16 protein-coding genes are annotated in these 17,369 nt (G+C 44.0%); 9 read left to right on the top strand and 7 right to left on the bottom strand.

From position 1 onward, the window contains the following. Nucleotides 1-70 precede the first annotated feature (70 nt). Nucleotides 71-679 (top strand): superoxide dismutase, encoded by a 609-nt coding sequence (locus tag ABNE31_RS02200; protein ID WP_127140257.1) that lies wholly within the window; start codon nucleotides 71-73, stop codon nucleotides 677-679. A gap of 664 nt (nucleotides 680-1,343) precedes the next feature. Here ABNE31_RS02200 and ABNE31_RS02195 read toward each other — a convergent pair. From ABNE31_RS02195 to purN, 4 genes are all read right to left on the bottom strand, one after another. Next, nucleotides 1,344-3,242, bottom strand: a complete 1,899-nt coding sequence (locus ABNE31_RS02195) for an amidophosphoribosyltransferase (protein ID WP_293280976.1) — start codon at nucleotides 3,240-3,242, stop codon at nucleotides 1,344-1,346. Between the two features lie 44 nt (nucleotides 3,243-3,286). Further along, on the bottom strand, nucleotides 3,287-4,213 hold the full coding sequence (locus ABNE31_RS02190) for a PfkB family carbohydrate kinase (protein WP_349352201.1): 927 nt from the start codon (nucleotides 4,211-4,213) through the stop codon (nucleotides 3,287-3,289). Between the two features lie 98 nt (nucleotides 4,214-4,311). Next, nucleotides 4,312-4,947, bottom strand: a complete 636-nt coding sequence (locus ABNE31_RS02185) for a ribonuclease H family protein (RefSeq protein WP_349352200.1) — start codon at nucleotides 4,945-4,947, stop codon at nucleotides 4,312-4,314. Beyond that, nucleotides 4,947-5,510 (bottom strand): phosphoribosylglycinamide formyltransferase, encoded by a 564-nt coding sequence (gene purN / locus ABNE31_RS02180; protein ID WP_349352199.1) that lies wholly within the window; start codon nucleotides 5,508-5,510, stop codon nucleotides 4,947-4,949. The genes ABNE31_RS02185 and purN overlap by 1 nt, the downstream gene beginning before the upstream one ends. Before the next feature lie 162 nt (nucleotides 5,511-5,672). On the opposite strand from purN, the gene ABNE31_RS02175 reads away from it, so the two are divergent. From ABNE31_RS02175 to pyk, 5 genes are all read left to right on the top strand, one after another. After that, the gene (locus ABNE31_RS02175; RefSeq protein WP_009778413.1) at nucleotides 5,673-5,906 is read left to right on the top strand and encodes an acyl carrier protein; all 234 of its coding nucleotides are present in this window, start codon (nucleotides 5,673-5,675) and stop codon (nucleotides 5,904-5,906) included. A gap of 101 nt (nucleotides 5,907-6,007) precedes the next feature. Beyond that, nucleotides 6,008-7,258, top strand: coding sequence for a beta-ketoacyl-ACP synthase II (fabF, locus tag ABNE31_RS02170; RefSeq protein WP_179383134.1), 1,251 nt, complete (start codon nucleotides 6,008-6,010; stop codon nucleotides 7,256-7,258). 9 nt (nucleotides 7,259-7,267) lie between these two features. After that, complete coding sequence (gene rnc / locus ABNE31_RS02165; RefSeq protein ID WP_349352198.1) at nucleotides 7,268-8,005, top strand: ribonuclease III; 738 nt, start codon at nucleotides 7,268-7,270, stop codon at nucleotides 8,003-8,005. Between the two features lie 105 nt (nucleotides 8,006-8,110). Then, nucleotides 8,111-8,581, top strand: a complete 471-nt coding sequence (locus tag ABNE31_RS02160) for an IPExxxVDY family protein (protein ID WP_349352197.1) — start codon at nucleotides 8,111-8,113, stop codon at nucleotides 8,579-8,581. A 2-nt stretch (nucleotides 8,582-8,583) separates the two neighbouring features. After that, the gene (pyk, locus tag ABNE31_RS02155; RefSeq protein ID WP_179383131.1) at nucleotides 8,584-10,026 is read left to right on the top strand and encodes a pyruvate kinase; all 1,443 of its coding nucleotides are present in this window, start codon (nucleotides 8,584-8,586) and stop codon (nucleotides 10,024-10,026) included. A 51-nt stretch (nucleotides 10,027-10,077) separates the two neighbouring features. On the opposite strand, the gene ABNE31_RS02150 is transcribed toward pyk, so the two are convergent. Beyond that, nucleotides 10,078-10,656, bottom strand: a complete 579-nt coding sequence (locus tag ABNE31_RS02150) for a TetR/AcrR family transcriptional regulator (RefSeq protein WP_349352196.1) — start codon at nucleotides 10,654-10,656, stop codon at nucleotides 10,078-10,080. A gap of 200 nt (nucleotides 10,657-10,856) precedes the next feature. On the opposite strand from ABNE31_RS02150, the gene ABNE31_RS02145 reads away from it, so the two are divergent. After that, complete coding sequence (locus ABNE31_RS02145) at nucleotides 10,857-13,637, top strand: pitrilysin family protein (protein ID WP_349352195.1); 2,781 nt, start codon at nucleotides 10,857-10,859, stop codon at nucleotides 13,635-13,637. 150 nt (nucleotides 13,638-13,787) lie between these two features. On the opposite strand, the gene dinB is transcribed toward ABNE31_RS02145, so the two are convergent. After that, entirely contained in the window at nucleotides 13,788-14,888 is a 1,101-nt protein-coding gene (dinB, locus tag ABNE31_RS02140) for a DNA polymerase IV (RefSeq protein ID WP_349352194.1), read from the bottom strand. A 27-nt stretch (nucleotides 14,889-14,915) separates the two neighbouring features. Between dinB and ABNE31_RS02135 the strand changes: the two genes are divergently transcribed. Together ABNE31_RS02135 and ABNE31_RS02130 are read left to right on the top strand one after the other, a co-directional pair. Beyond that, nucleotides 14,916-15,395 (top strand): CYTH domain-containing protein, encoded by a 480-nt coding sequence (locus ABNE31_RS02135; RefSeq protein ID WP_349352193.1) that lies wholly within the window; start codon nucleotides 14,916-14,918, stop codon nucleotides 15,393-15,395. Continuing rightward, a complete protein-coding gene (locus ABNE31_RS02130) occupies nucleotides 15,383-16,057 on the top strand; it encodes a lysoplasmalogenase (protein WP_349352192.1) in 675 nt (224 codons plus the stop codon). Before ABNE31_RS02135 ends, ABNE31_RS02130 begins: the two co-directional genes overlap by 13 nt. A 2-nt stretch (nucleotides 16,058-16,059) precedes the next feature. Here ABNE31_RS02130 and ABNE31_RS02125 read toward each other — a convergent pair whose 3' ends face one another. Then, nucleotides 16,060-17,355: a Zn-dependent hydrolase gene (locus ABNE31_RS02125; RefSeq protein ID WP_349352191.1), complete on the bottom strand. Its 1,296-nt coding sequence runs from the start codon at nucleotides 17,353-17,355 to the stop codon at nucleotides 16,060-16,062. Nucleotides 17,356-17,369: the final 14 nt, after the last annotated feature.

The raw sequence follows: 17,369 nt of genomic DNA, 5'->3' as shown, positions 1-17,369 counted from the left end.
AGCGGAATATAAATGTTAAAATCCGTATTTTTACGGGAATAGATTAATAACCTAAAAAAACAAGATAATTATGGCTTTTGAATTACCTAAATTACCGTATGCATACGATGCGTTGGAACCTCATATAGACGCTAGAACCATGGAAATCCACCATACCAAGCACCACAATGGATATACCACCAAACTGAACGGTGCCATTGAAGGAACTGACTTGGAAGGGAAGGGAATCGTGGATATTCTTTCCAATTTGGACATGTCCAACGGAGCCGTGAGGAACAATGGAGGCGGGTTTTTTAACCACAGCCTGTTCTGGGAAGTAATGTCCCCAAACGGAGGCGGAAAACCATCCGGTGAATTGGCTTCCGCGATTGATGAGGCTTTTGGATCCTTCGATGCCTTTAAAGAAAAGTTCTCCAATGCTGCAGCTACGCAGTTTGGCTCTGGATGGGCTTGGTTGTGCGTGCACAAAGGCGGTAAATTGGAAGTTTGCTCCACTCCTAACCAAGATAACCCCATTATGCCCGGAGTAGCTTGTGAGGGATACCCAATTTTGGGCTTGGATGTTTGGGAGCATGCCTACTATTTGCACTACCAAAACCTAAGACCGGATTACATTGCTGCATTCTTTAATGTGATCAATTGGGACAAGGTTTCCGAAAATTATGCAGCTAGTAAATAGTAACTAGTTCATTCATAAATAAAAAGCCGTGCACTTGGTGCACGGCTTTTTTTGTTTCGAATTTTTTCAAAATAGAAAAGGGCGAGGAAGTCCTCACCCTTTTCGTCCCAAATCTTACCATAAACTTAACCTACTTATGCTATGGCGAGACTAAAATACTGGTATTGTGAGAAATAACAAAGGGTTTTAAAAAATATTTTACTTTTTTGAAGAAAAAGAAAACGTGCAGTTCATCGATAAAATGGATAAAACCTTGGTAGTCAAATATAAAGAAGGCGGAGCATGCTCCGCCTTCTTTCCCCAAATCTTACCATGAACTTAACCTACTTATGCTATGGTCCTCCAAAAGTAAGGCGGAGGATTATTTCTTGCGTAAGCTTTTAGACGAAACTCCTGTAAATGGGTTGAAGTGTATGTTGAACTCCAATAATTGATAAATATCAAGAAAAGTAGCTTAAATGCTAGGGCTATGAGAAGTATGCAAAATAAAAAAGGTGGAATAGCTTCCACCTTTTTTGCCCCAAATCTTACCATGAACTTAACCTACTTATGCTATGGCAGTTACTAAAGTAGGATTGCTCTTTGCTGGTCGTATAAAAAGACGCTGTTTTACGGGATTCATCGATAAAGTGTACATTTTCAGCCTTTTTTAAGCCATTTTGGGTTAATAGGCACGCTCGTTCTTGCCCTCAAAAAAGTTGATAAAGGCCTTATTGACCACCCTATTTCCTCCCGGAGTTGGGTAATTTCCGGTAAAGTACCAGTCACCCAAATTTTTTGGACAGGCGCTGTGCAGCCCTTCAATGGTTTGATAGATAATCTCAACCTCTGCATTGATGCCCTCTGGACACAGGATTTCTCCAATCTTTTTGGAAATCTGTTTGGCCGAGAAAGGTGCATAGAACTCCTTGACATGATTGATGGCCTCTTTGTTCGGCGCCTTGGTCTGGGCCACACACTTATGATAGATTTCTTCAATCAAATGGGTGGTGCCGTGATCCTCGTGAAGTGCCTTTGCCGCCTTAAAGGCTACAAAATCTTCCAGTTTGGCCATATCGATACCGTAACAATCCGGATAGCGGATTTGTGGAGCCGAGGACACTACTATGATTTTCTTTGGTGATAATCGGTCCAAAATTTTGAGGATACTACGCTTCAGTGTGGTACCTCTAACAATACTGTCGTCGATAATCACAAGATTGTCCGTGCTTTTTACGGAACCATAGGAAATGTCGTAAACATGGGTCACCAAATCATCACGACTACTGTCTTGTGTAATAAAAGTTCGAAGTTTGGCATCCTTAATGGCCACTTTTTCAATCCGCGGGCGGATGGCGAGGATTCGGTGAAGCTCTTCTCTATCGATATTGCCTTCCATGGCCAGAATCTGCTCTTCCTTTTTCTTGTTGAGGTAATTCTGTGCTTCTTTCACCATTCCAAAGAACGACGTTTCCGCGGTGTTAGGTATATAGGAGAAAACAGTATTCTCCAAATCGTTGTCGATGGACTTCAGTATTTCTGGAAAAACCAATTTCCCCAGTTTTTTTCGTTCCTGATAGATTTCCTTATCGCTACCACGCGAGAAATAGATGCGTTCGAAAGAACATGCTTTACGTTCCGTAGGTTCCAAAATCTGTTTCAAGGCCATGGAACCACTTTTTTTGATGATTACGGCATGACCGGGGTCCAACTCGTGCACATCTTCAAAATTTACATTGAAAACGGTTTGGATCACAGGCCGTTCCGATGCTACGACCACAACTTCATCATCTTGATAGTAATAGGCCGGACGGATTCCCGCAGGGTCCCGCATCACAAAGGCATCCCCATGCCCTATAAGTCCGCTCATGGCATAACCGCCATCCCAGTTTTTGGAAGCTTTCCTTAAGATTTTGGCTACGTTCAATCGTTCGGCGATAAGTGCTGAGGCCTCTCTTTTGGTATAACCTTCTTTTTTGATCTGTTTGTAAAGTTTGGCAACGGCATCATCCAAAAAATGGCCAATTTTTTCCATCACCGTTACAGTGTCGGCCTTTTCCTTGGGGTGCTGTCCCAATTCCACCAGATTTCCGAAGAGCTCATCAACATTGGTCATGTTAAAGTTTCCGGCAACAATAAGGTTACGGTGCATCCAGTTGTTCTGCCTCAAAAAAGGGTGTACACTTTCTATACTGTTTTTTCCAAAAGTTCCGTAGCGAACATGTCCCATCAAAAGTTCTCCGATGTATGGGATGTTCTTTTTCTGCCAGGCCACGTCATCTTCCCGATCGGGATTTTGCTTTAAAGCGGTATTGATGCGATTGTTGATCTGGGCGAAGATATCTTGAATGGGCTGTTGCTCGGCCGATCGTACACGGCTCATGTACCGTTCCCCGGGTTCCATATCCATTTTGATACTTGCAAAACCGGCACCGTCCTGTCCGCGGTTGTGCTGCTTCTCCATCATTAGGTACATCTTGTTTACGCCGTAAAAAGCTGTACCGTACTTTTCTTTGTAGTACTCCAAGGGTTTAAGCAAACGGATCAATGATATTCCGCATTCGTGCTTAATGGGATCACTCATAATAAACCTAATAAAAAATGCCCCGAAATTCTCAGGGCAAACATTTATGTTAATTCAATATTGAACTGTGTCAACTCCTTAAACTGAGCCAGGCGGCCATCCACCTCGCTCTTTTTTAGATCCACCATCCGTTCGGTACCAAAGCGTTCCACACAGAACGACGCCAAATTGGAGCCGTGGATGATGGCATTTTTCATACTCTCAAAAGAGATATTCCCTGCTTCGGTCAAATAGCCTGCAAAGCCACCGGCAAAGGTATCACCTGCTCCCGTGGGATCGAAAACCTCTTCCAAAGGAAGCGCCGGGCCAAAGAAAATTTGCTCCTTATGAAACAAAAGTGCTCCGTGCTCCCCTTTTTTGATCACCACGTATTTGGGACCCATCTCCTGAATTTTGGCCGCAGCCTTCACTAAAGAATATTCGTTGGTCAATTGTCTTGCCTCTTCGTCATTAATGGTAATCACATCTATTTTGGAAATCACCTTCATCAAATCGTCCCAAGTATTGTCCATCCAAAAGTTCATGGTATCCAAAACTATAAGTTTTGGTCGTTTTTCCATCTGATTAATTACACTCAACTGAATATTGGGATGCAGGTTACCCAACATCACAATATCGGCATCGGTATAATGGTCGGGAACAACAGGGTTAAAATCGGCCAAGGTATTGAGCTCGGTGGCCAAAGTGTCCCGTGAGTTGAGGTCGTTATGATATTTTCCTTCCCAGAAAAATGTTTTGCCCCCTTTCACAACTTCCACGCCGCTAAGGTCAATGTCCTTGTTCTTTAAAATATCCATGTAGGATTGTGGAAAGTCATCACCCACAACGGATACAATGGCGGAGTCAATATCAAACTGTGAAGCGGCCAAACCTATAAAGGTTCCTGCGCCCCCCAGTATTCTGCCAGTTTTCCCGAACGGTGTTTCAATGGCATCGAATGCCATGGTTCCCACAATCAGTAATTTACCCATTCCCTAAATTTTGGTGCAAATATACGGTTTACCCTTTCCAATTTGTATAAAGGGCGTTCCAATTATGAAAAAAATGGAAATATCCGCACAAAGACAGGTTACTTTCTGCCAAAGTCGGCTGGGATTTCTCCCCAAGCCTTGGTTTCCCACTTCACAATTGGGGTGTTGAACCTATTTTTTTTGAGCCAAAGTTCCGCCCGTTCGATCAGTTCAAAAAGCTGGGTATTTTTAACGGTTTTTTCCAGTTTGGTACCACACTTTTTCTTGCGCACCCAACCAATGGCAATTCGGGAATCGGAGTACAGGATTCGGTCGCTCTTTTTTTGTTGTAGAAAGGCAAGTCCGTGCACCAATGCCAAAAATTCGCCTACATTGCTGGTTCCCTGCTCAAACGGACCTTGATGAAAAAGAACCCGTTTGGTCTTGGTGTCCACACCGCGGTATTCCATCTTTCCGGGGTTTCCGCTTGAAGCGGCATCTACGGCAATGGAATTGTAATTGGGTTCGCCGATTTTTAAAAGTTCCTCGGGACTTAGTTCGCTTTTGCTCTTGGATTTGCCTTTGTATTCCAAATAGTTGCCATTAAAGGCCTTTTTGGCCTCCTCAAAAGTGGCGAACGATTTGTATTGCGCACCTTTTACGCCGTCAATTTGGGCCTTGCAATCTGTCCAAGACTCAAAAATGCCCGGGTGCTTTCCCTTCCAAACCACATAAAATTTCTTTTTCTTGGCCATTAGGACAATACTATTTCTATCACTTTTGGGAAATGCTCATATTCCAATTGATGGACTTTCTGGGCAATGGTTTCTGGAGTGTCTGAAGGGTCAACTTTGGTTTTTGCCTGAAAGATGATGGCGCCTTCATCGTAGTTTTCGTTGACATAGTGAATGGTGATTCCCGTTTCGGTTTCTTGATTTGCCTTTACGGCTTGATGCACTCTATCTCCATACATGCCCTTTCCGCCATATTTGGGCAACAATGCAGGGTGGATGTTGATGATTTTGTTGGGAAATGCTTCGATAAGATGGGTTGGAACCTTCCAAAGAAAGCCGGCCAAAACAACCAGATCTGCCTCCAACCCCTTCAAAAGGCGAAGAACAGCATCGGATTCCCTAAAAGCAGGTTTGTTAAAATAAAATCCAGGTACTCCCATACGGTCACAACGTTCGAGCACCTTGGCGGCACTCTTATTGGTGAGCACTGCCACCACCTCTGCTTGGGGTTTTTCGCTAAAAAAGGAAATAATGTTTTCGGCATTGGAACCGCTGCCCGATGCAAAGATTACAATTCGTTTCATTCGTTAGGAATTGACGGGATTTTAAATTAAATTACGATGGCTAAAGTAAGGTACAGTATTTTAAGAACTTTAATTTACGTCACATTTTATCGTCAAATAGTGTATTTAATCCAAAGTTTTATATTTTTGCCAACGATTTAAATTTTTAAAACCACAATAATTATGTCAGACATTGCATCAAGAGTAAAGGCTATCATCGTTGATAAACTAGGTGTGGATGAAAACGAAGTTGTAGCGGAAGCCAGCTTTACCAACGACTTAGGAGCGGATTCCTTGGACACTGTTGAACTTATCATGGAGTTTGAGAAAGAATTTGATATTCAGATACCAGATGACCAAGCAGAAAACATCGCCACTGTGGGTCAGGCCATTAGCTATATAGAAGAAGCTAAGTAATTATATGATATATCGCTAAAGATTAAAAATTATCCATGTGGTTGTTATCGCATGGATAATTTTTTTTATAATTAACGTCTAAAGGGTAAAAAAATAGTTCAATGCAGTTAAAGCGAGTTGTAGTTACCGGAATGGGAGCGTTAACCCCCATAGGTAACAATTTGAAAGCTTATTGGGAAGGACTACGGACCGGTAAGAGCGGTTCTGCCCCCATAACATATTTCGATACCGAAAAATTCAAGACCAAGTTCGCATGCGAGCTCAAAGGGTACGACCCAATGGATTTCTTCGATAGGAAAGAGGCAAGAAAACTAGATAGATTTGCCCAATACGCCCTAGTATCTTCGGACGAGGCCATTGCGGACTCAGGAATTGACCTGGACGTTGTGGACAAGTTTAGGGTAGGAGTTGTTTGGGGCGCTGGAATAGGCGGATTGGAAACCTTCCAAAACGAGGTGATCGGTTACGCCGAAGGTGACGGTACACCGCGCTTCAATCCTTTCTTTATCCCAAAAATGATTGCAGACATCGCACCGGGGAACATTTCCATCAAACATGGATTTATGGGTCCTAACTATACCACTGTTTCTGCTTGTGCCTCGTCAGCAAATGCTATGATCGATGCACTCAACTATATCCGATTGGGACATTGCGATGTTATCGTTACCGGAGGCAGCGAGGCAGCGGTAACCATAGCAGGTATGGGCGGATTTAATGCCATGCATGCCCTTTCCACCAGAAACGATAGCCCTGAAACGGCTTCAAGACCTTTCGATGCCACAAGGGATGGCTTTGTATTGGGCGAAGGTGGCGGAGCGCTTATACTCGAGGAGTACGAACATGCCAAAGCACGTGGAGCCAAGATTTATGCCGAAGTGCTCGGCGGAGGTCTTTCGAGCGATGCTTACCACATGACCGCTCCTCATCCAGAAGGTATTGGTGTGGTCAAAGTAATGGAAAACTGTTTGCAGAACGCTGGATTGAACCCAGAGGATGTAGATGCCATCAACACACATGGTACTTCAACACCATTGGGAGATGTGGCCGAACTTAAGGCCATATCCAAAGTGTTTGGGGACCATGCACCAAAAATCAACATTAACTCTACCAAGTCCATGACCGGACACTTGCTGGGAGCGGCCGGGGCCATTGAGGCGATTGCCTCCATTTTGGCCATGGAGCACAATACGGTGCCCCCGACCATTAACCACAGCACGGTAGACGATCAAATAGATCCATCCCTCAACTTGACCTTGAACAAGGCCCAAGAACGGGAGGTAAAGGTGGCCATGAGCAACACTTTTGGCTTTGGAGGACACAACGCCTGTCTTTTATTCAAAAAATTAGGGTAGTTTTGTAACATGAAACTCACCTCCAAAATATTCAATTCCCATCCCAACTCGGATGGGGATTTTTTTTTGGGTATGAAAAGAATCCTTGGCTTTAAACCCAAGAATCTGACCATTTACAAAACGGCATTTCTTCATCGTTCCATGAACAAAAAGGACGATAATGGAAACCCTATCAACTACGAAAGGTTGGAATTTCTGGGAGATTCCATGTTGGGTACCATCATTTCCAAATATCTGTACAATGAAGTGCCCGAAGGGGATGAGGGATATCTGACCAAAATGCGGTCCAAGGTAGTCAGCCGAAAGCACTTGAACGAACTGGGCAAAGATTTGGGACTTTTAAAATATGTGGAAAGCCGTATCCCTAAGGAACATTTTGGGGAAAATATCCACGGGAATGTGTTCGAGGCGTTGATTGGCGCCATTTATTTGGACAGGGGCTATACTTATTGCGAAAAGTTCATTGACGAACGCGTGATAGAGCCCTATGTGGACATCGATCAGTTGGAAGGCAAGGTCATCAGTTACAAGAGTTTGGTGATAGAATGGTGCCAAAAAGAGAAAAAGTCCTTTAATTACCATGTGTACGAGGATACAGGGAATGATGAACTCAAACATTTTGCCGTAAAACTTACCATTGGCGACCGGATGTTGGCCAAAGCAAGGGCCACCTCCAAGAAAAAGGCAGAGGAAAAGGCATCCAAACGGGCATACTTTGCCTTACAGAGCAAGATAGAAAAACAGTGACTTTAAATAATGGTAAACTCAAACGTTTTCGCTTATTTTATAAGTGTATTGTTTTGTATTGACTAGGCAATCATTCGTAATAAGCCTATATTTACAGTTCGTGTTATGGGCATGTTAACTACGCACAAGATATCGGCAGACCTTTATGATGATAGTTTTCACCTCATTGCCATCCACAGTGATTTGGAAGATTATGCCATGGCCTATGCTATAAATTCCAATTGTGGACTTTATCTAAAACGGATGAAGAAAGACCTTTGTTTTGATGAAAATATGGCCTTTTCCGTTTTTGACTGGGAAGATGAGATAAACGATATGTACTGGACACTGATTGCCAACAAGTGCGAAACCGAAGAAGAGATGGCTTCCATAGGCTTATTTGAGAGTAATGTATCCAAAAGGATAGGCCATTTGGTGAAGGAAAAAAAGGAAGTGGATTATTTTTTGAAAGTGGATGCAGCAGATGAAACCATTTATGCTGAAAAGCTCAGGGCCATCAAACAAATAGGAAAGGTAATCACCGCATACCCATTGGACACACAAAACTTAAAATCAAAAAGAAATTTAATCTTTTAACAATGCCAACTAGAAAGAAGACTAAAATTGTAGCAACCCTCGGTCCGGCCACCAGTAAAAAGGAAACCCTTAGGGAAATGATCCTTGCCGGAGTGGATGTTTTTAGGATAAACTTTTCCCACGCTTCCTATGAGGATGTTGCTGAGCGAATTAAAATGATCAGGGAACTTAATGAGGAGTTGGAAATCAACACCGCCATACTTGCAGACCTGCAAGGGCCCAAACTTAGGGTCGGTGTCATGGGAGGCGAAGCCATCGTTGCCCCTGGTGATGAAGTTACCTTTGTGACCGGCGAACCTTTTGAAGGTACAGCCGAGAGAGTGTACATGAACTACAAGAATTTTCCCAAGGACGTGAAAGCAGGAGAGCGTATTCTCTTGGATGATGGGAAATTGATATTTGAGGTAAAGTCAACCAACGGGGAGACCGAAGTGGTCGCCAAAGTGATTCAAGGGGGACCTTTGAAATCAAAGAAAGGGGTGAACTTGCCCAACACCAATATTTCGTTGCCGGCCCTTACCAAAAAAGACATTAAGGATGCCATTTTTGCTATCCAGCAGGATGTGGATTGGATTGCCTTGTCCTTTGTGCGTCATGCGCAAGACTTGCACGACCTCCACAACCTGATCAAGGAGCATACGGAACACAAAATCCCAGTAATCTCCAAAATTGAAAAGCCAGAGGCTTTGGAAAATATCGATGAAATTGTAAAGGCCTCCGACGGACTTATGGTGGCCCGTGGCGATTTGGGTGTGGAAATCCCCGCCCAAGAAGTTCCTCTAGTGCAGAAACAATTGGTTTTGAGCGCCAAAAAAGGAAGGATACCGGTAATTATCGCCACACAGATGATGGAAACCATGATCACCAGCCTTACACCGACACGTGCGGAGGTGAACGATGTCGCCAACTCGGTAATGGATGGGGCGGACGCCGTAATGCTTTCAGGAGAAACCTCGGTAGGTAACTATCCTGTGCAGGTAATTGAAAAAATGGCGAGTATCGTGACCAGTGTGGAGGCATCTAGCTTGATCAAAGTACCGCAGAACCCACCACACATCCGAACCAAGCGATACATTACAAAATCGGTATGCTACCATGCAGCGTTAATGGCCAATGAAATTTCGGCAAAAGCTATTTCCACATTGACCAACAGTGGGTACACCGCCTTTCAGATTTCGGCCTGGAGACCTTCGGCCCATATTTTGGTGTTTACCTCGAACAAGAGAATACTAACCCAGCTCAATTTGCTTTGGGGAGTAAAGGCTTTTTACTACGATAAGTTTGTCTCTACCGACCAGACCATTGAGGATGTAAACCAGATAGCCTGCAAAAAAGGTTTCTTGGAGGTGGGCGATATGCTCGTAAGTTTGGCAGCCATGCCCATTAAGGAAAAGGGGATGGTAAATACACTTCGTGTAACCGAAATCGAGAGCTGCAATTTTTAGCCTTCTCGGATGAAAATTTTAAAAAGGCGTGCACTGAAGTGTACGCCTTTTTTATGACAGCTCAACCTCTTTAAATAGGGAAGGGGCAATGCTCCTTGCCATAAAAATGGGCCAGTCGTTTTTAAACAGATGACTTTCTGTAACGGCGCTTTCATACAATAGGTAAAGTCCGCCCGATATTTTTTCAGTCTCCGCTTTGGAAAGGTTGGAAATGTTGTCCCCGACCACTTCGCCCAAGTATAGCAGCAATTCCTTTTTTTGAAGTTGGATCACCTCCAATATTTTCGTTTGGTCTGGTGCCAATTCCCCAAGTGTTTTAAGGGCCCAACACCCTTGAAAATCTTCTTGTAGGTACATATCCCGCAACAAGTCGAATATGGCCAATAACTGCAGCCTTCCCTTGCTTCTTTGACCAACATAATCCTTTAGGCTCTCCAAAAAGTCATGGTGGCGCTGCTTCAGGTAAGCAATACAAATATCCTCTTTTGATTTAAAATGACTGTAGAGCGTCGCTTTGGCGATATCGCATTTGGAAATGATCTCATTGACTCCTGTTGAATTATACCCTTGGGAATAGAAAAGCTCTCCCGCAGAGGATATGATGTGCTCGTGCAATTTGTTTCGTTGCATAAATAAGAATATAGTTAATGGTGGTCAATGGCATCACAAATTAATGAAGAATTATTGGGTAGAACAATGAAACCGCCAATGAAATCATTGAAGTTGCACCTAATTTCTACTGTCTAACTGTTTAGTATGGTGTCGATTGTAAACATTTTCCTATCTTGTGTATGGTATTTTATCAATCAAATAACTTAAAAACATTAGAAATGAAAAGATTACTTTTGGCCGCTTTCTTCGGCCTGTTCTTTGCCGTCAGCCATTATGGGCAGGAATTTCAGTTCAAGGCAGAGGACATCGACATCGACTACAAAAAGTACACCTTAAAAAATGGATTGACCCTTTTGGTGTACGAAGACCACAAGGCGCCTATTGCCGCTGTGAACGTTTGGTACCATGTGGGTTCCAAAAATGAAAAGCCGGGTAAAAGCGGATTTGCACACCTCTTTGAACATTTAATGTTCAACGGAAGTGAAAACTACAACACCGACTATTTCCAAGCCTTGGAAAGTATTGGAGGAACTGACCTGAACGGTACCACCAATACCGACCGAACCAATTACTTCCAAAATGTGCCTGTTTCGGCTCTTGACCAAGTACTTTTCTTGGAGTCGGATAGAATGGGGCACCTGTTGGGCGCTATCGACCAGGCCAAACTGGACGAGCAACGAGGCGTAGTGCAAAATGAAAAAAGACAAGGGGAAAATCAGCCTTACGGTATGCAATGGGATTATTTGACCAAGGCCATGTATCCAAAGGGACATCCTTATTCTTGGACGGTAATCGGGGAAATGGAAGATTTGAATGCCGCCTCTTTGGAAGATGTGCAGGAATGGTTCAAATCTTACTACGGCGCGGCCAATGCGGTAGTGGCTGTGGCTGGTGACGTGGATGCCGAAGAGATCCATCAAAAAGTGATCAAGTATTTTGGGGATATCCCGTCCGGCCCTACCGTGGAAAGGCAAGAAGTGAACATTCCCAGCAAGGAATACGATTCCCGTCAAGTTTACGAGGATCGCGTGCCCGAAACCCGGGTGCTGTTTGCGTGGAACACCCCTCCCTACGGTTCTAGGGAAGACCTTCATTTTGATTTGATTTCCGCTATTTTGACCAGTGGCAAGAATTCAAGACTGTATCAAAAATTCATCTACCAAGACCAATCGGCAAGCGCAGCCGTTTCCTTCCAGTCTTCCAGTGAAATTGCAAGTAATTTCATCACTTGGCTTAATGTGAAGCAGGGCGAGGACCCAGAAAAACTGGAAAAGGAACTAGAAGCCGAAATCAACAAGTTCATCAAAGAAGGGCCCACTGAGGACGAACTCAAAAGGGTAAAGGCCAGTTATTTTGCCAATTTTATCAAAGGACTGGAGCGTATTGGTGGCTTTGGGGGCGTATCGGATATTTTAGCTTCCAACCAAACCTACCATGGCGACCCTTCCTACTACAAAACCACCTTAAAGTATGTGGAAGATGCCACGGCGGAAGATTTAAAGAAAACAGCGGCCAAATGGCTTACCAAAGGAAAACATATTTTGGTCTGTAAGCCTTTCCCGGAATATGACATTGTGGAATCTACCGTAGACCGAAGTACATTGCCCGCCCTCACGGAGCAGAAAAGCTCCAAGTTCCCCGATTTGCAGCGGACGCAGTTATCCAATGGATTAAATGTGGTGTTGGCACAGCGAAAAGGGGTTCCCACCATCGTAATCAACCTGGTGGCCGATGCAGGATATAAAACCGACCATCTATCCGCTCCAGGAACGGCGAAATTGGCCATGAACTTGATGGATGAAGGAACCAAGGATATGGATGCCCTCGAGATCAATGAGCAGCTTCAATTATTGGGGGCCTCATTAAGCACTTTCTCCAGCCAAGATGAATCGAATGTGTACATGAGCACTTTAAAGCCCAGTTTTGATGCCAGTTTGGATCTCTTTTTGGATGTAGTGCTCAATCCTGTATTTCCAGAAAAGGAGTTTGAACGTCTACAAAAGGAGCAGCTCAACGATATCAAACAGGAAAAATCCCAACCCATTTCCATGGCACTTCGGGTAATGAACAAATACCTGTATGGTGACGACCATCCGTACAGCAGCCCTTACACGGGAACCGGTTACGAGGAAACTGTGTCTCAATTGACACGCCAGGATGTGGTGAATTTTTACAATACATGGTTCAAGCCGAACAACGCCACTTTAATCGTGACAGGTGATGTGGAAATGGCAGAACTCAAGTCCAAATTGGAAAAAACCTTGGGCAAGTGGAAAAAGGGAGATGTTCCGAAGATTGTTTTCAATGAGCCCAAGACCAATTCCAAAAACACCCTTTATCTCATGAACAGGCCCGAATCCCAACAATCGGTGATACTGGCGGGACACCTCACAGAAAAGTATGGTGATGTTTCAGAAATAGCTTTGGAGCAAATGGTCAATATTCTTGGAGGTGATTTCACTTCTCGAATCAATATGAATTTGAGAGAGGACAAACATTGGTCCTACGGAGCAGGAGGCTTTGTGATAGGTTCCAAAGAAGAACGTCCGTTTATTGTGTACGCTCCGGTGCAGACCGACAAAACAGCAGAGTCCGTAACCGAAATCAGAAAAGAGATTGCTGAATTTACTTCGACCAGACCTGCGACAAAAGAGGAACTGGACAAAGTAAAGACCAATCAAGTGTTGAAGCTCCCTGGCCAATGGGAAACCAATAGTTCCGTTAACAGTTCGGTGAGAAACTTGGTGCGCTACAATTTACCGGATGATTACTACCAAAAATATGATCAGAATGTAAGAAGCCTTTCGGTGGACGACATCCGAAAGGTGAGTAACCAAGTGGTACAGCCGGACAAAGTAAACTGGTTTATGGTGGGCGACAGAGCTGAAATCATCGAAAAGTTGGATGAACTTGGTTTTGATAACATCATTGAGATTGATGCCGATGGCAACCCCAAAAAACCTGCGGTACAGCCTGTGGAATCTGATATTAAAAATTAATGGAATAAGGAGGCTTTCTAATAGTACTTTTAACTGATCCGTCATTCCGAACTAGTTTTGGAATCTCACCAGATAATGCTTAATGTATTATGAGAAACTGAAACAAGTTCAGGTTGACGTTAAAAACGACGTCTTAGACAGCCTCCTATTTTAAAAATCAAATTTCAGTTGCACCAGCACGGACTCCTTTTTAGGCTCGTCCTTTTCTTTTTCCGTGTTGAGGTTGGCCAAGGAAATGCCCAACAAACGAACGGAGTTTTCCAAAGACGATTGGTACAACAACTCCTTTGCGGTTTCCAAAATCAAATCCTTGCTAGCGATAAAATAAGGCAAAGTCTTGCTCCGGGTCTGGAGCGTAAAATCGCTGTACTTAATTTTTAGCGTCACCGTTTTGCCCGCAATTTTCGATTTCTGAAGCCTGCGTTCCAACTCGTGGGCAATATTGTCCAATTTTTCCAGCATAAATATCTCACTGCTCAGATTCTCTGAAAAGGTACGTTCCGCCCCTACCGACTTTGGAGTCCTGTGCGGTTTTACTTCGCTGTTGTGGATGCCACGCACCACATGATAATAGTGCCCGCCGCTCTTTCCAAAATGTTTGTCCAAGAACTCCAGTGACTTTTCTTTGAGGTCTTTCCCCGTGAAAATGCCAAGGCGATACATTTTTTCGGCGGTGACTTTCCCTACCCCATAAAACTTTCGGATATCAAGACGCTCCAAAAAATCAATGACTTCCTCGGGATTGACTGTTTTTTGACCATTGGGTTTGTTGTAATCACTGGCCACCTTTGCGATAAACTTGTTTATAGAGATTCCCGCAGACGCCGTGAGCCCTGTTTTGTCAAAGATTTTTTGGCGAATTTCCTTGGCAATCAAGGTAGCGGAGGGATTCCCTTTTTTGTTTTCCGTTACATCCAAATAGGCCTCATCCAACGAAAGTGGTTCCACCAAGTCTGTGTATTCATAAAAAATTTCCCGTATTTCAAGGGATACCTCCTTATAGCGGTCAAATCGGGGTTTTACAAAAATAAGATGTGGACAGTTCCGCAAGGCAATGGAGCCGGCCATGGCACTCCTAACCCCGTATTTTCTGGCTTCGTAGCTCGCTGCTGAGACCACCCCACGTTTGGACCCGCCTCCAACGGCAAGGGGCTTTCCCTTAAGCTCGGGGTTGTCGTGCTGTTCCACCGAGGCGTAAAAGGCATCCATATCCACATGAATGATTTTTCGTAAGGGAAAATCGAAATCCATACCCAAATTTAGGGTATATTTAGTTTGATGGAACATTTGGAAATAGAACGCAAGTTTTTGGTCACAAGCGATGGATTCAAGCAACAGGCGACATCGCAAACACGTATTGTGCAGGGATTTCTGAACACTGACCCAGAACGAACCGTTAGGGTTCGCATTAAGGGAGAAAAGGGATTTTTGACCGTAAAGGGTCCCAGTAACGATTCTGGAACCACACGTTTTGAATGGGAAACGGAAATTACGGCAGCGGAGGCGACAAACCTTATTGATTTATGTGAATCGGGTATTTTGGAAAAGGTCCGTTTTGAAGTCCCATGGGGAAATCACCTGTTTGAAGTGGATGAGTTTTTGGGTGAAAACAAAGGTTTGGTGCTTGCCGAAGTGGAACTCAAGCATGAAGATGAACGTTTTGAAAAACCGAAATGGCTGGGAGAGGAAGTCACTGGCCAGATACCATATTATAATTCACAATTGAGCATAAAACCCTTTAAGGAATGGCAACGATAGCATCCAAATCAGTCAAAACAATCAATGTTTTAATAGTGGTTAGCGCAATTTTAGCCATTACGACCGAGGCTTTGGGCCATACCCCGGCTTATATGCTCTTAAAACCATTGACCACGATTTTGGTGACATCTTTGGTTGTGCTTGTTCCCCAAACACAGCAATCCAAATTCAAAACCTTGATGGTCCTTGCTTTTCTGTTTTGTTTGTTGGGGGATATTCTATTGTTGTTTCCCGCATACTTCGTTTATGGACTGGCAGCCTTTTTGGTGGCACATCTGTTGTTTGCCACATCTTTTGTGCAGCTAAAGGGTTTTCAAACTCATTGGATTTCCTTTTTGGCACTTTATGGCATCGGCATCTCTCTTTTTCTGTGGTTAAAACCGAGTCTAGGCGACTTTATGGTACCTGTTGGAGTTTACGTTTTGGTCATCTGTTTTATGGCTTGGCAAGGGATTGGACTTTTCCTTAAGGATAAGAGCAAGCCGTTTGTATGGATTGCGGTGGCCGTGCTCCTATTTATGTTCTCTGATACTATGATTGCCATTGCCAAGTTCAAAACGGATTTCTCTTATTCTAGTGTTGTGATATTAAGCACTTATTGGCTCAGTATTGGTTTGATAGCCAATGCGGCTAGGAGAATTATCTTATCTCCCAAGAGCTGAGATCAATCCAACTTCTTATCCAAAGACAAAATAGTATGAAGCAGAACGTTGGCACCATTGGCCATATCTTCTGCTGACGTAAATTCTTTGGGCGAGTGACTGATGCCTCCCTTGCTGGGAACAAAAATCATCCCAACTGGTGCAAAACGGGAAATATCCTGTGCATCATGGCCGGCACCGCTGGGCATATATTGATAGCTTAACCCCAATGCCTTGGCAGAGCTTTCAATTTCTTTTTGAATCTTAGTATCAGTCAGGGCGGGTTCTGCAGTGGTATCCAACGGTAAAAACTCAACGGATACGTTGGAGGATTCCGCAATCTCCTCAGTTTTCTCTTTAATGGCGTTGTACACTTTCTGGATGACCTCGGAGGAGAGGTCACGTATTTCCAAGCTGGCCACTACCTTACCAGGAATTACGTTCGGAGCGCCAGGTTCTGCCTTTATTCGCCCTACGGTACCTACTTGGGTGCCTTCAAAACTATTGGTAATTTCATTTACGGCCACAATATATTTGGCTGCAGCCAATAGTGCATCTTGTCGCGCATCCATGGGAGTGGTGCCGGCATGATTGGCAAAACCGGTAAATACGACATCCCACCAATTCAGTCCGACGATTCCCTCTACCACGCCTATGTCCAATTGCTCCTTTTCCAGCTTGCCGCCTTGCTCGATATGAAGCTCCAAAAAAGCGGCTAAGCTACCTTTTTCACGTTTTGCGCTTTCAATTTTTGTGGTATCTCCTCCTATTCTCATGATACCTTCGCCCATGGAATATCCTGTAGCATTGACAATGGGAAAGGCTGATTTACCCAGATTCCCGGCCATGGCCCTACTGCCCATCACACCACCTTCTTCGTTCGGAAAAATGATGACTTCCAAAGGATGTTCGGTTGTTATGTTGTTTTCATTTAGCGTTTCGATAATTTCCAAAGCCGCCATGGAACCCAAACAGCCATCATAGTTGCCCCCATTGGGAACCCTATCAATATGGGAACCAAAGGCAATGGGTTTTTTAGTGGCATCGGTACCTTTTCGTGTCCCGATAATATTTCCCGCAGCATCCACCTGAACCTCCATCTCCAAACCCTTTAGGGTTTGTATCACCCAGTTGCGTGCTTCAATATCGGCATCGCTAAAGGCAACACGTTCTGTTTCACCATTTTCTTGCAATCCGAATTCGGCCAGCTTGAAAATCCTGTCCTCAAGTCGGTCTTGGTCAACCTTTATCGTGGATTGTTGCGCAGTAGTGATACCAGTGCATAAAATGGCCAATAATGGGAAGAGTACTGACTTCATAATGGTTTGGTTTT

The sequence above is a fragment of the Flagellimonas sp. MMG031 genome (assembly GCF_040112705.1).
Lineage (GTDB): Bacteria > Bacteroidota > Bacteroidia > Flavobacteriales > Flavobacteriaceae > Flagellimonas.
Note: the sequence above shows the minus strand (reverse complement) of the source record. Positions and strands in the feature narration are given on the sequence as shown.

What these genes read in the sequence shown, in the direction of transcription:
- ABNE31_RS02200 (WP_127140257.1), top strand. Translation starts at nt 71, where the DNA reads ATGGCTTTTGAATTACCTAAATTACCGTATGCATACGATGCGTTGGAA.
- ABNE31_RS02195 (WP_293280976.1), bottom strand. Translation starts at nt 3,242, where the DNA reads ATGAGTGATCCCATTAAGCACGAATGCGGAATATCATTGATCCGTTTG.
- ABNE31_RS02190 (WP_349352201.1), bottom strand. Translation starts at nt 4,213, where the DNA reads ATGGGTAAATTACTGATTGTGGGAACCATGGCATTCGATGCCATTGAA.
- ABNE31_RS02185 (WP_349352200.1), bottom strand. Translation starts at nt 4,947, where the DNA reads ATGGCCAAGAAAAAGAAATTTTATGTGGTTTGGAAGGGAAAGCACCCG.
- purN (WP_349352199.1), bottom strand. Translation starts at nt 5,510, where the DNA reads ATGAAACGAATTGTAATCTTTGCATCGGGCAGCGGTTCCAATGCCGAA.
- ABNE31_RS02175 (WP_009778413.1), top strand. Translation starts at nt 5,673, where the DNA reads ATGTCAGACATTGCATCAAGAGTAAAGGCTATCATCGTTGATAAACTA.
- fabF (WP_179383134.1), top strand. Translation starts at nt 6,008, where the DNA reads ATGCAGTTAAAGCGAGTTGTAGTTACCGGAATGGGAGCGTTAACCCCC.
- rnc (WP_349352198.1), top strand. Translation starts at nt 7,268, where the DNA reads ATGAAACTCACCTCCAAAATATTCAATTCCCATCCCAACTCGGATGGG.
- ABNE31_RS02160 (WP_349352197.1), top strand. Translation starts at nt 8,111, where the DNA reads ATGGGCATGTTAACTACGCACAAGATATCGGCAGACCTTTATGATGAT.
- pyk (WP_179383131.1), top strand. Translation starts at nt 8,584, where the DNA reads ATGCCAACTAGAAAGAAGACTAAAATTGTAGCAACCCTCGGTCCGGCC.
- ABNE31_RS02150 (WP_349352196.1), bottom strand. Translation starts at nt 10,656, where the DNA reads ATGCAACGAAACAAATTGCACGAGCACATCATATCCTCTGCGGGAGAG.
- ABNE31_RS02145 (WP_349352195.1), top strand. Translation starts at nt 10,857, where the DNA reads ATGAAAAGATTACTTTTGGCCGCTTTCTTCGGCCTGTTCTTTGCCGTC.
- dinB (WP_349352194.1), bottom strand. Translation starts at nt 14,888, where the DNA reads ATGGATTTCGATTTTCCCTTACGAAAAATCATTCATGTGGATATGGAT.
- ABNE31_RS02135 (WP_349352193.1), top strand. Translation starts at nt 14,916, where the DNA reads ATGGAACATTTGGAAATAGAACGCAAGTTTTTGGTCACAAGCGATGGA.
- ABNE31_RS02130 (WP_349352192.1), top strand. Translation starts at nt 15,383, where the DNA reads ATGGCAACGATAGCATCCAAATCAGTCAAAACAATCAATGTTTTAATA.
- ABNE31_RS02125 (WP_349352191.1), bottom strand. Translation starts at nt 17,355, where the DNA reads ATGAAGTCAGTACTCTTCCCATTATTGGCCATTTTATGCACTGGTATC.